This is a genomic window from Mycobacterium arosiense ATCC BAA-1401 = DSM 45069, from assembly GCF_002086125.1.
In the GTDB taxonomy this organism is placed as follows: Bacteria; Actinomycetota; Actinomycetes; order Mycobacteriales; family Mycobacteriaceae; genus Mycobacterium; species Mycobacterium arosiense.
The window spans coordinates 1-12039 of record NZ_MVHG01000121.1; the positions used below are offsets into that span (position 1 = coordinate 1).

General features: G+C 65.8%; 13 protein-coding genes. 4 read left to right on the forward strand and 9 right to left on the reverse strand.

Features of this window, described 5'->3' with window-relative positions; genetic code table 11:
* Positions 1–897: 897 nt before the first annotated feature.
* Entirely contained in the window at positions 898–1860 is a 963-nt protein-coding gene (locus BST14_RS26075) for an AAA family ATPase (RefSeq protein ID WP_083067189.1), read from the reverse strand.
* Positions 1861–2030: 170 nt separating this feature from the next.
* A complete protein-coding gene (locus tag BST14_RS26080) occupies positions 2031–2900 on the reverse strand; it encodes a hypothetical protein (protein WP_142279620.1) in 870 nt (289 codons plus the stop codon).
* 39 nt (positions 2901–2939) lie between these two features.
* On the opposite strand from BST14_RS26080, the gene BST14_RS26085 reads away from it, so the two are divergent.
* A complete protein-coding gene (locus BST14_RS26085) occupies positions 2940–3305 on the forward strand; it encodes a hypothetical protein (protein WP_083067191.1) in 366 nt (121 codons plus the stop codon).
* 236 nt (positions 3306–3541) lie between these two features.
* Here BST14_RS26085 and BST14_RS26090 read toward each other — a convergent pair whose 3' ends face one another.
* Complete coding sequence (locus BST14_RS26090; protein WP_083067192.1) at positions 3542–3754, reverse strand: helix-turn-helix transcriptional regulator; 213 nt, start codon at positions 3752–3754, stop codon at positions 3542–3544.
* A gap of 100 nt (positions 3755–3854) precedes the next feature.
* Between BST14_RS26090 and BST14_RS26095 the strand changes: the two genes are divergently transcribed.
* Positions 3855–4478 carry a helix-turn-helix domain-containing protein gene (locus BST14_RS26095; RefSeq protein WP_083067193.1) on the forward strand — a complete coding sequence of 208 codons (624 nt, stop codon included), beginning with the start codon at positions 3855–3857 and terminating at the stop codon, positions 4476–4478.
* A complete protein-coding gene (locus tag BST14_RS26100; protein WP_083067194.1) occupies positions 4462–5670 on the forward strand; it encodes a tyrosine-type recombinase/integrase in 1209 nt (402 codons plus the stop codon). The genes BST14_RS26095 and BST14_RS26100 overlap by 17 nt, the downstream gene beginning before the upstream one ends.
* Before the next feature lie 6 nt (positions 5671–5676).
* Here BST14_RS26100 and glnA read toward each other — a convergent pair whose 3' ends face one another.
* Positions 5677–7113 (reverse strand): type I glutamate--ammonia ligase, encoded by a 1437-nt coding sequence (gene glnA, locus BST14_RS26105; protein ID WP_083067195.1) that lies wholly within the window; start codon positions 7111–7113, stop codon positions 5677–5679.
* Positions 7114–7357: 244 nt separating this feature from the next.
* Here glnA and BST14_RS26110 point away from each other — a divergent pair, with 244 nt between their 5' ends.
* Entirely contained in the window at positions 7358–7780 is a 423-nt protein-coding gene (locus BST14_RS26110) for an RDD family protein (RefSeq protein ID WP_083067196.1), read from the forward strand.
* A 57-nt stretch (positions 7781–7837) separates the two neighbouring features.
* Here BST14_RS26110 and BST14_RS26115 read toward each other — a convergent pair whose 3' ends face one another.
* The 5 genes from BST14_RS26115 to sucB form a co-directional block, all read right to left on the reverse strand.
* Positions 7838–8590 (reverse strand): DUF4191 domain-containing protein, encoded by a 753-nt coding sequence (locus BST14_RS26115; RefSeq protein ID WP_083067197.1) that lies wholly within the window; start codon positions 8588–8590, stop codon positions 7838–7840.
* Positions 8591–8647: 57 nt separating this feature from the next.
* Positions 8648–9571, reverse strand: coding sequence for a lipoyl synthase (gene lipA, locus BST14_RS26120; RefSeq protein WP_083067198.1), 924 nt, complete (start codon positions 9569–9571; stop codon positions 8648–8650).
* Positions 9568–10269 carry a lipoyl(octanoyl) transferase LipB gene (gene lipB / locus BST14_RS26125; RefSeq protein WP_083067199.1) on the reverse strand — a complete coding sequence of 234 codons (702 nt, stop codon included), beginning with the start codon at positions 10267–10269 and terminating at the stop codon, positions 9568–9570. Before lipB ends, lipA begins: the two co-directional genes overlap by 4 nt.
* A gap of 48 nt (positions 10270–10317) precedes the next feature.
* Complete coding sequence (locus BST14_RS26130; protein WP_083067200.1) at positions 10318–11241, reverse strand: TIGR01777 family oxidoreductase; 924 nt, start codon at positions 11239–11241, stop codon at positions 10318–10320.
* Between the two features lie 29 nt (positions 11242–11270).
* The coding region (sucB, locus tag BST14_RS26135; RefSeq protein ID WP_083067201.1) for a 2-oxoglutarate dehydrogenase, E2 component, dihydrolipoamide succinyltransferase at positions 11271–12039 on the reverse strand (769 nt) is incomplete at its 5' end.

Below are 12039 nucleotides of genomic sequence, written 5' to 3' on the forward strand. Positions count from 1 at the left end.
ACCCGGCGGGGCGATCTCTTTTCTGTCGACCCGAGGGTCTGACTCCAACACGCCGCGAGACGGCTCGAGACGCCCCGCCCCACAAACCCCTAATTCAGCAAGCTCCTAGCCATTCAGCGCAGCGCAGCAACTCCCGGCAGTTCAGACAGACGTCCTCGATCGCCTCGTCAATAGCAGCACGGGGCGATTTGATCTCGAGGTCTGCGAGGTCGGTCCGGCCTAGACACTGGGCCTCGGGCAGCCGCTGCACAGACGCCACCCACGCACTCATAAGCGCGGCAAGCCCGTCGGCGTTCACAAGCGCCCACCGCCGTCACACACCAAGCAGCGGCCACGCAGCCACATCCCCTGCGCGGTCGAATACGCCGGGGCGCAGGCGCGGTCATGGCCGCATGGCAGCGGATCGGTTAGGGCTTCCGCCCTGGCGCCGATCCGTGGCGGCATCCCAACGCGCCGAGCGGTGTCGGTTTTAGTCATTCGGCTGCTCCTGTCGTGAGCGCCTGGTCTGGCTTGCCCAACGCGCGTCGGGCGCGGCCGCCCCGCGGAGGATCCGCGGTCCACGGCGCACAGCAGGTTGGGCTTCGTTGGTGATTTGATGGGTCGGTAGGCCGCCGAGGCCGGCCCGCAAGGGCCGAGCCGTCAGGCGGCCAGGAACGGAAACGATTGGGGCTGTTGGCGGGTGGCACCCGGGCCCCGGTGTCCTGTCCCCTCTAAAGAGGGGGACACGGGCGCGGGTGGTCATGTATGCGAGGCGGCTAAAAAAATGCTTTGACCTGCGTAAATGGGTTGAAAATAAACCCGACAGTCGGGTTTTGCGATTTGTAAAGCCGCAGGTCAAAAGCCGACAAACCTTGTCAGACTTATGGTTCGGTGTCGGCTTTTTGTCGGGTTTATCCGTCACTGGGACACCACCCAGCGCGTCGGGTTGCCGCGGCCCTTGCCGTCGATGCGGCGAAGTGGGCCGTCGTCACCAACCAGTGCGTTGAGCGTGCGCTTGGCCTTGACCAACGCGGCCTCGCTGTTGACATCACCGCCCTGGTGTTCCACTAATCGCTTTGCCGTGACCCCGTCCTCGCCGTGCTCGGCAACCCAGTCGGCGAGGCCGGCCGCCGCCGTCTCCTCGGTGGGCGTCGGCTCCGCACTCTCATCGACTACCTGAGTCACCGCGGTCATGCCGCCGTTGGCGCGGTCGTGGACGATCTGGATCGGGTCAATCCGGCGGGCCGGTGACTTCAGGTGCGTCAACGTCGCCGTCGGTCCGCCCGCGACGCCCTTCAGACGAACCACCGAGCCGACACCGGCGTTCAGCCAGATGCTGCCGTAGGCGTCGCCGCCTTTGGTCAAGTGATGCAGCTCGACCAGATTCCGGCCAGACCGCAAGAGACGCTGCCGGCCGCGTTGGTAGAGCGCCGCGGCGCGATCTTCAGATAGGCCCAGTGCTGCATCTTTCACGCTGTCGACGACGAGGACGTCGGCCTCGTGTATGTCGGCGAGGTCGCAGAACAGGTGCTCGTTTTCGCCTGCGTCGGCTGGCAGCGGGCCTTCCCAGAGGCAGAGTCGGTTGTCTATTTCGTCGAGCTGCTCATGCGTGAACTGCCGCAGCATGGATCGCACGATCTGGTCCGGGCGGTCCAGGGCGAGGTACAAAATCCGCTGCCCGTCCGGTAGCGGGCGCACCGGGTAGCCGAGAACGCCTTCTCCGTAAAGCATTCCGCGGACCAGCAGGCCGGCTAGGGTGGTTTTTCCGACCCCGTAGCTGGCCTCGATGATCAGGGATTCTCCGTCGGCCCAAAGGACTTCGTTGCCTTCACCCCAGATGGCCGGTGGGGCGCTGCTATTACCCGACGCCGCCCACGACATCCGGCGGACACCCGCTATCAGGCCGGTAAACTGCCCCTCGGTGCTGTAGTTCTTCTTGATGCCCAGCAGTTTCTGGCGGCGTTCCTCGGCTTTTTTCTGATTGGCTAATTCGTGGCAGGCCGCGTCGACGATCGACTCTGGGATGCCGACGTGACGTTTCAGCGCGTCGGCTACGTCGTCGAGGTCGAGGCATTCGTCGTCAGCTTTTTGATGAACTCTTCAACACGCTTCTGTGTAAGGTCGTCATATTTGTCGAACCAGTTAAGATGCCGACGAAAGAATGGGGAGAAGTCTTTGTCGTCTTCGTCGAATTCGGCTGCTAATGCGCGTAGGATTTCAATGTGGCGCGTTTCTTGCGCTAGTTTCTCCGCATTCTCCGACCATTCGGCGGTGACGTCTTTGTCGGGGTTGAGGTAACGCAGCAGCGCGCGGAGTTCGTCGAACCGTATGAGGGTGTGTAGGTCTGCGCCGGCGACAATAGCGGACCGGATCACTGGCCATAGCGGTGGTTTCCAACTCTTGGTCGATCGGGTTTGGAACGCATCCGCTATCGCAACTGCGAAATCACTGTTTCCCGTTGCGGCATATGCGTATTGGCCCATGCGCACCGCGTACCTGGTCTGGTTGTAGAAGTCCCGCGGCAGTGGTGGCAGGTCGGGCAGTTTGGAGAGCTGCGCCTCGAGTTCGTGCCAGATGTCGGCGGCGTCCCACGTTTTCGGTCCGTCGTACCAGGGATCTTCCACCGCTCCTGCTGGGAGCAGGTGGTCAAACATATCCGCTAGGCCGCAGCCGCAGCCGGACGGGGTGTCATGGCGCAGCCCTATTTCTAGCGCGTCGTCAATGCAGTTCAGGAGTAGGGGGAATCGCAGTCCCGGGTTAGTGATCCGACGTTCGGCGCTCTTGGCGACTTGTATGGCGAATTCCCGATGCCCTGTTGCCCCATATAGGTTGCGCACTGTGTCGTGTAATAACTCGCTGATCCCGGCTAAATCTTCGGCCGTAATCGGCTGGTTTGTGATGTCTGTTTCTGTTGTACTCATGCTTTTTCGGTAAGCCTTTCAGTTGTGTATACTGTTGCCATGACGGTTTTAGATGAATCCCCCACTGTCCATGTCCCCGCCGCAGTTTCGTTCGAGGATCTATTCGGGGTGCAGTTACCACAGTTACCCAAGCCCGCAGCTGGGCCGGCAGTTGCCGCCGAGGCGCGGCCAACGGACAAGCACGTCCACCGCGAAAGTGGCGACGAAGAACGAGAAGACGAGATGGCGACCAAGCGCCGCCGGTACGCAGACCGGCGGATGCAGCGGGCCAGGGAGCAACTGCCCACGGTCGAAGCAATACGTCGACTCACGATTGCGCTCTGCGACCGGCCGTATTGCCTGTCGAGTGACGAGATGTCAACGCTGGGAGACGTGTTCGTGTACAACGACGCGCACGGCAGCTGATAACTACTTGCATCGTTGGGCCGGCACCTAGCTGGTGCCGGCCCTTCGTTTTGCGTCACGCCGGGACTGCAGCCTGCGCTGCGGCCCGGATTTGTTGTGCGCGTTCACGAACACCGCGGGGGCACATGTCGTAATAGTGGGGATCGACCGCCGCACGGGCAGCTCGGCGTTCGTGGTCTGCCCGCCACTTGTCGGTGTCGGCCACCGATAGCTGGCTCACGCCACCCACGGCTGGCTCACGCCGCGCCTGCCGGCGCCGACGCACCGCCGCGTCGGGTGGCGGCCTCTTGTTCTGCGATCCATCGTTCTACCTCGCTGCGTCGGTAGACGACGCGGCGGCCCAGCTTAAAACTGGCTGGTCCGGTGTCGGCGTGGCGCCAATACCGCAAGGTAGCGGCGTCGACCCCCGTGAGCGCGGCCACGGCCGGTGTGTCCATGAACTCAGACATAGCGCCTTCCTTCTAATATGTTGTTGATAGCTGCCAACAAAACAAAATCTACCAGAACAGTGCTAGCGAGCGCCAACATCATGTTGTATGGTCTGTTCTCATGAGTGCCGAGGAGTTCGACCAGATCGTTGGGTCGAACGTGGGTACCTATAGGGCCGCGCGGGGTCTCTCGCAGGCCGGACTGGCCGCTGCGATGAGCGCAGACGGGGAGCACGTACACCCGCAGACCATCCAGAAGATCGAGGCGGGAAATCGGCCGCTCAGATACGCCGAAGCGGTGAGGATCTGCCACGTGCTGAAGATCGGTATCGCCCAACTCTCGGATGGAGCCGAACATGCTCGGGCCAACGCCCGCTACCTACAGCGCTTCTCGGCGTTAGGTCGCATGACTGAGGAAATCGATGGACTCGCCACCCGCTTGGCGCCGATCCTGGTCGACCTTGCACACCTGATCGCATTTGAACGCGATGACACTGAACAAAAACAAGCGGCAGCCCATGTCGTCAATTCCGCGCAGGCTTGGCTCGAACACAACTGGGGTGATGACCTGAACGAGTCCATCATGGGGAGGCTTCGCGCGCACCCTGACTTGACAGAGCTTCGCAGCGAAGTCGACGCGACCACATACGCCGAAGTGTTGAAGCGCGCATCGGAGGTAGCCATCCATGCCTATCACCCCGACGTCGACCCGCCCGGGAAGGCGGACGATGACCCAGAAACGTAACCTGCGTGCCGGCGTCGAGGACCGCTGGAACAAGACCGTCCGCGACGAACACGGCAACCCGCAGACTGTGCCCAGCGCCAGCGACGGCAAAGGGAAGCGCTGGCGTGCAAGGTATGTCGATGAACAGGGCCGCGAACACGCCCAGTCGTTCACCCGCAAGGTCGACGCACAGCAATGGCTGACCAAGCAGACGGCGACCATCGTCGCGGGAACCCACGTCGCGCCGCGAGACGCCAAACTCACTGTGCAGCAGTGGTGCGACACCTGGCTTGAGGGATACAAGGTGCACCGTGACGGAACTGTTCGGGCGGCGCGGACCCATATCAGGCAGATCGTCACCGAGTTCGGCGACACACCACTAACCCAGGTGCGGCCATCGCAGGTGAAGGCATGGACGGCCCGGCTGCGCGCCGACGGCATGGAAGCCAGCTACATCTACGCGCTGCACTCTCGGTTGTCGCAGATCCTCGCCGACGCGGTGCACGATGGTGTGCTCGGCCGCAACCCATGCTCGCGCCGCACCGCGCCGCCGATGGGCAAGCCGAAGGTGTATGTGGCTACGACGGAGCAGGTTTGGGCACTGCACGACGCGGTGCCGGATCACCTGCAGGTTGCCGTACTGCTGGGCGCGTTCGTCGGACTTCGGGTCGCGGAGGTGTCTGGGTTGCGCGTGTCCGACGTGGATTTCATCAGGGGAGTGGTGCACCCGAAACAGCAGTGGCCGGGCAAGCCGCTCAAGACTGAGGGCAGTTCGCAGCCGATACCGATTCCGCAGGATCTCGCGCTGATGCTTTCGGCGTCGGTGCAGAAGTACCCGGCCGAGATGATGGTGACCAACGGCCCCGGCACGGCCGGCTGCGGGCCATGGATCATCGAGCGAGCCATCCGAGATGTACGTGACGAGATCGACGACCTGCCAGAAGGCTTCAGCTTCCACGACTTGCGGCACTACTTGGCGTCGCTGCTGATCGCTCAGGGCTGCGACGTGAAGACGGTGCAGGCGCGGATGCGACACAGCTCGGCCAAGACGACGCTCGACACCTACAGCCATCTGTGGCCGGATGCCGACGAGTCCACCCGTTCAGCGATCGGAGCTGTGCTGGCTGAACGGATGGACTCGGCCGAAACTACTGCGGACGAACTGCGGACGACGCGCCCTGGCCGCGGGCGTCGCCGCAGGTCAGGAGGTTAACTGGGCCTACACGTCGTAGTACAGCGCGAATTCGTAAGGGTGCGGCCGGATTTGGACCGGCAGGATCTCGTTCTCGCGCTTGAAGTTGATCCACGTCTCGATGAGGTCGGGCGTGAACACGCCGCCCTCGGTGAGGTATTCGTGGTCTTCTTCCAGGCGGTCGATCACCGCGGAGAGCTGGGTGGGCGCCTGCGGGATGTTGGCGGCCTCCTCGGGCGGCAGCTCGTAGAGGTCCTTGTCGACCGGGGCCTGCGGCTCGATCTTGTTCTTGATGCCGTCCAGGCCGGCCATCAGCATGGCCGAGAACGCCAGGTACGGGTTGCCCGACGAGTCTGGGCAACGGAACTCGAGCCGCTTGGCCTTCGGGTTGTTGCCGGTGATCGGGATGCGCACACACGCCGACCGGTTGCGCTGGCTGTAGACCAGGTTGATCGGGGCCTCGTAGCCGGGCACCAGCCGCTTGTAGGAGTTCACCGTGGGGTTGGTGAACGCCAGCAGCGACGGCGCGTGGTGCAGCAGGCCGCCGATGTAGTGACGGGCGGTGTCCGACAGGCCGGCATACCCGGTCTCGTCGTACATCAGCGGGCTGCCGTCTTTCCACAGCGACTGGTGGGTGTGCATGCCGGAGCCGTTGTCGCCGAACAGCGGCTTGGGCATGAACGTGACAGTTTTGCCGTTCTGCCAGGCCGTGTTCTTGACGATGTACTTGTAGAGCATCATGTCGTCGGCGGCGTGCAGCAGCGTGTTGAACTTGTAGTTGATCTCGGCCTGGCCGCCGGTGCCCACCTCGTGGTGGCCCTTTTCCAGGCTGAAGCCCGCGGTGATCAGGTTGGACAGCATCTTGTCGCGCAGGTCGACGTAGTGGTCGACGGGGGCGACGGGGAAGTAGCCACCCTTCGGACGCACCTTGTACCCGCGGTTGGGGCTGCCGTCCAGCTCGTTGGGCGACCCGGTGTTCCACCAGCCCGCGATCGCGTCGATCTCGTAGAACGAGCCGTTGGTGCGCGAGTCGAAGCTCACCGAGTCGAAGATGTAGAACTCCGCCTCGGCGCCGAAGTACGCGGTGTCGGCCACGCCGGTGCTGATCAGGTAGTTCTCGGCCTTGCGGGCGATGTTGCGGGGGTCGCGCGAGTACGGCTCGAGAGTGAAGGGGTCGTGCACGAAGAAGTTGAGGTTCAGCGTCTTGGCTTCGCGGAACAGGTCGATCTGCGCGGTCGCGGGGTCGGGCAGGAGCAGCATGTCGGATTCGTGAATGGACTGGAATCCGCGAATCGACGAGCCGTCAAAGGCTAAACCGTCCTCAAAAACGCTCTGGTCGAAGAATGAAATCGGAATCGTGAAGTGCTGCATGATGCCGGGCAGGTCACAGAACCGGACGTCAACAAATTCGACGTTTTCGTCCTTCGCGAGCTTGAAGACGTCGTCGGGCGTCGTTTCCGTCACAGAGTGCTCCTTTACTTGGTGAGATCCGCGGCCTGACGCTATGGAGCAGATGTTGCCCGTCAGTCAACCCGATGTTGCGCGCACGTTACGTGACCATGCCACACGCTAGAAGTGGCCGCTTGTGCGGCGGGTTCTATTGTGGGGCCATGGATCGCAAGATCGTATCTTTTCTGGTGGCCGGGCGCACCGTCCGCCCTCCCTACCGAACCGCTCCGAAGGATCACTCGGACCGCGGTCCGCTGAGATGATGGCCGAATCGCGATCGGCATATCCGGGGGAAAAGCTGGGGCTGCCGGAAAGCGGGCCGGGGTCGCTGGCGCCGATGGGCCGCCGGCTGGGCGCGCTGATGATCGACTGGTTGATCGCTTACGGGCTGGCCGGGTTGGCCATGCGCTTCGGCCTGTTCTCGCAACCGATGCTGGCCACCGCGGTCTTGGTGATCTGGTTCGGCCTCGGCGTGCTCTTTGTGCGCTTGTTCGGATTCACCCCCGGCCAGCTGGCGCTGCGCCTGCAGGTGGTGACGGTCGACGGACGCGGCCCGGTCGGCCTTGGCCGGGCGGTGGTGCGGGGAGTGCTGGTCGGGACGGTCGTCCCGGCGCTGTTCACCGACTTCGACGGCCGGGGCATGCAGGATCGGCTGACCGCGACGGCCGTGGTGCGCCGCTGAGACGACGAGCAACCCGGTTGACCTGATGGCGGCGACCCGCGGCGCCCGGCTTCGCCGCTACTTGCGGCGCACGGTCCGCTGCACGCCGCGCATCTTGCCGGAGTTGGGCAGCGGCCCCTTGGGCATGACGGCGGCACCGGCGCGCGACCCCAGTGCGGCCAGCCGCGACTCCAGCGTGTCCATCTGCTTGACGGTGATGTTGGCCGGCAGCCGGGTGAGGTGACGCTCCAGCTTGGCCAGTGGCACTTCGTCCTCGCCGGAGCCGACGATGACGTCGTATATCGGCACGTCACCGATCAGACGGGCGGTGCGCTTCTTCTCCTGCGCGAGCAGTGGGCGCACCCGCGTCGGCGCTCCCTCGCCGACCAGGATGACGCCGGGCCGGCCGATCACGCGGTGCACGGCGTCGAAGTGCCCGGTCGCGGCCACCCCCGGGGTCACCCGCCACTTGCCACGCAGGTTGTCCAAAGCCCAAGCGGCGGCCCCGGTTTGGCCCTCGGCCTTGCGGTAGACCGACTTCTGCGCGCGGCGGCCGAACACGATGAAGGCCACCAGGCCGCCCAGCACCACGCCCAACGGGATCAGGGTGATCATCGTCAGCCCGCCGGCCCAGAGGCCGACCGCTACCGAGATGCCCACGATCAGCACGAAGGCGCCGATCATGTACGGCAGCAGGCGCTTGTCCTCCTGGCGCTGAATGTTGAACGCCTGCCACAACTGGGTGCGGCGCTCCCGCGCGGCGGCCTTGCGGGCGGCCTGTGCCTCCGCTCGGGCGGCCTTGTTCTGCGCGGCGGTGCGGGATTTAGCCATAGTCAAAGAATACGTACGGCCGCCACGGGCAAACGTCGCCACCGGGCGGCGGAGCGGTCAGGCGCGGCTGCGGGCGGCCTGTTCGTAGAGCCGTCCCGCGCGGTAGGACGAGCGCACCAGCGGCCCGGCCAGCACCCCGGCGAAGCCCAGTTGCTCGGCGTGCCGGGCGAACTCGACGAATTCCTCCGGCGTCACCCAGCGCTCGACGGGGTGGTGACGCGCCGACGGGCGCAGGTACTGGGTGATGGTGATGATGTCGCAGCCCGCCTGGTGCAGGTCGGCCAGCGCGGTGCGCACCTCGTCGGGGGTCTCGCCCATGCCGAGGATGAGGTTGCTCTTGGTGACCAGCCCGGACTCGCGCGCCGCGGTCAGCACGTCGAGGCTGCGCCGGTAGGTGAACGCCGGCCTGATCCGCTTGAAGATGCGCGGAACGGTTTCGACGTTGTGCGCCAACACTTCCGGGCGTGATCCGAACACCTCGGCCAGCCGGGTGGGCTCGCCGTTGAAGTCGGGGATCAACAGCTCGACGCCGGTCGATGGGTTGAGTTCCTTGATGGCGCGCACCGTCTCGGCGTACAACCAGGCCCCGCCGTCGGGCAGGTCATCGCGGGCCACCCCGGTGACCGTGGCGTAGCGCAGCCCCATCGCGCGCACGCTGTCGGCCACCCGCCGGGGTTCGTCGCGATCCAGCGCGGCGGGCTTTCCGGTGTCGATCTGGCAGAAGTCGCAACGCCGGGTGCACTGGTCACCGCCGATCAGGAAGGTGGCCTCGCGGTCTTCCCAGCATTCGAAGATGTTGGGGCAGCCGGCCTCTTCGCACACCGTGTGCAGCCCCTCGCGCCGGACCAGGCTTTTGAGCTGGGTGTACTCCGGGCCCATCTTGGCCCGCACCCTGATCCACGGCGGTTTGCGCTCGATCGGGGTCTCGGCGTTACGCACTTCCAGGCGCAGGAGTTTGCGTCCTTCGGGTGCGATAGTCACAGCGCCGATGCTACGCGCCCGGCCGCCGCGTGGTCCTGCACCGGCAGCACCCCGTCCAGGGCGTCGCAGACGGCGTCGGCGACCGCGGTCTGCACATCCTCGACCGACACCGGGCGGCGCAACTCGGCTGACAACGACGTGACCCCGGCGTCGCTGATGCCGCACGGCACGATGGCGCCGAACGCGTCCAGCTCGCAGTCGCAGTTGAGCGCGAACCCGTGCAGGGTGGTCGCGCGCGACACCCGCACGCCGATTGCGGCAACCTTGCGGTCAGGGCGGCCGTCGGTGCCGGGCACCCACACCCCGGACCGGCCCGGGACCCGGGCGGCGTCCACGCCCAGGTCGGCGCAGACCTTGAGCAACGCCTCTTCCAGCCGTCGCACGTAGTTCACCACGTCGAGCGGTTCGGCCAGGCCGATGATCGGATAGCCGACCAGCTGGCCCGGACCGTGCCAGGTGATCTTGCCGCCGCGGTCGGTGTCTATGACGGGGGTGCCGTCCACCGGCCGTTCATGTGGTTCGGTGCGTCGGCCCGCCGTGTAGACCGCGGGGTGCTCGAGCAGCAGCAGCGTGTCGCTGCCGCCGGCCACCCGGGCGTCGGCCAGATCGCGTTGCTGTTGCCAGGCCGCGCGGTAGTCGACGATGCCGAGCGGGCGGACGTCGATCAGGGCCTGACTGGACCGGATGGAATCGATCACGTTTGCGACGGTACTCGGCTCGGGCCCAGCGGACCCAGTCCGGTGGCGCTAGTCGTGGTCGCGGCCGGCGGTGGCGTAGGCGAGGGCCTCGCCCACGGTGTTGTGATGGAAGACGAAACCGGCGCGCTCCAGCGCGGACGGGATGGCCCGCTGCCCCGTCAGCAGGCCCTCGTCGGCGAACTCGCCGAGCGCCGCCCGGATGGCAAAACCGGGCACCATCAACGGGGTTGGGCGATCGACCGCCCGCCCGAACGCGGTGGTGAACTCGGCGTTGGTGACCGGCGCGGGTCCGGTCATGTTCACCGGGCCGGACACGTCGGGATCGAAGATCGCGAACAGCAGGGCGCGCACTTCGTCTTCCAGCGTGATCCATGACATGTATTGGCGTCCGCTGCCCAGCCGGGCGCCCAGCCCGAGGCGGAACAACGGCCGCAACCGGCCAAGCACGCCGCCGGCGGGGGAGAAGACCAGCCCGGTACGGGCCAGCACCACGCGGGCGCCGCCGTATTGGGCGGGCAGCGTGGCGGCCTCCCAGTCCTCGCACAGCCGCGCGAGGAAACCCGTTCCCGCACGGTCGTTTTCGTCGACGACGCGGTCCTTGGTGTTGCCGTAGAAGCCGACCGCGCTGGCGTTGACCATGGTCGCCACGCCCGCGTCGGCCACGGCGTGCGCCAGCACCTCGGTGGGGGCGATGCGGCTGTCGCGCAGGCTCTGCTTGAAGGCGCCGGACCACCGCCGATTGCCGATGTTGACGCCGCACAGGTTGACGACGGCGTCGACACCGGTCAGCGTGTCGAGATCCAAATCCCCGCTCTCGGGATTCCAGTGCAGCTCATCGGCGTTCGCCGGCGCCCGGCGCACGATGCGCAACACCCGGTGATCGGCCGCGCGCAAAGCCGCGGCCAGGGCCGAACCGATCAGGCCGGACGAACCCGCAATGGCGATGACGGCCTGTTGGCCAGCGCGACCCACGTTCGCTTGTCCTTCGTTAGGGGCTTACGTCACAAGCCAAGGTCGGCCTCGAACGCGCCCTCTTCGAGACGGTGTTTGATGGTGGTGAGGAAGCGGCCGGCGTCGGCGCCGTCGATCAGCCGGTGGTCATAGGTCAGCGGCAGGTAGCAGATCGAGCGGATGCCGATCGATTCGTTGCCGAACTCGTCGACGATCACCCGCGGCCGCTTGACGATGGCGCCGGTGCCCAGCATGGCGGCCTGCGGCGGAACCAGGATCGGGGTGTCGAACAACGCACCCTGGCTGCCGATGTTGGTGATCGTGAAGGTGCCGCCGGACAGTTCGTCGGGCTTGAGGTTGCCCGACCTGGCGCGCGCGGCGATGTCGGCGATCGCGCGGGCCAGCCCGACCAGCGACAGGTCGCCGGCGTTGTGCACGACGGGGGAGAGCAGGCCCTGTTCGGTGTCGACCGCGAAGCCGAGGTGCTCGGCGTCGTAGTAGGTGATCTCCTTGGTGTCCTCGTTGTAGCTCGCGTTGACGTTGGGGTGGATCTTCAGGGCGTCGATCACCGCGCGGGCGATGAACGGCAGGAAGGTCAGGTTCACGCCCTCGCGCTCGGCGAACGCCGCCTTGGCCCTGGCCCGCAACCCGACCAGCCTGGTCATGTCGACCTCGTGGGTCTGGGTGAGTTGCGCTGTGGCCTGCAGGGATTCGCGGGTCTTGTTCGCGGTAATCTGACGGATCCGACTGGCCTTCTGGGTGGTGCCGCGCAGGTGCGCCAGCGCCGGGGCCGGGGTGGGCGCCGCGGCGGCCCGGGGG

Coding starts and splice junctions, on each gene's coding strand:
- BST14_RS26075 (WP_083067189.1), bottom strand. CDS start 1,860: ATGTCGTGGGCGGCGTCGGGTAATAGCAGCGCCCCACCGGCCATCTGG.
- BST14_RS26100 (WP_083067194.1), top strand. CDS start 4,462: ATGACCCAGAAACGTAACCTGCGTGCCGGCGTCGAGGACCGCTGGAAC.
- BST14_RS26080 (WP_142279620.1), bottom strand. CDS start 2,900: ATGAGTACAACAGAAACAGACATCACAAACCAGCCGATTACGGCCGAA.
- BST14_RS26085 (WP_083067191.1), top strand. CDS start 2,940: ATGACGGTTTTAGATGAATCCCCCACTGTCCATGTCCCCGCCGCAGTT.
- BST14_RS26115 (WP_083067197.1), bottom strand. CDS start 8,590: ATGGCTAAATCCCGCACCGCCGCGCAGAACAAGGCCGCCCGAGCGGAG.
- BST14_RS26090 (WP_083067192.1), bottom strand. CDS start 3,754: ATGTCTGAGTTCATGGACACACCGGCCGTGGCCGCGCTCACGGGGGTC.
- BST14_RS26095 (WP_083067193.1), top strand. CDS start 3,855: ATGAGTGCCGAGGAGTTCGACCAGATCGTTGGGTCGAACGTGGGTACC.
- BST14_RS26110 (WP_083067196.1), top strand. CDS start 7,358: ATGATGGCCGAATCGCGATCGGCATATCCGGGGGAAAAGCTGGGGCTG.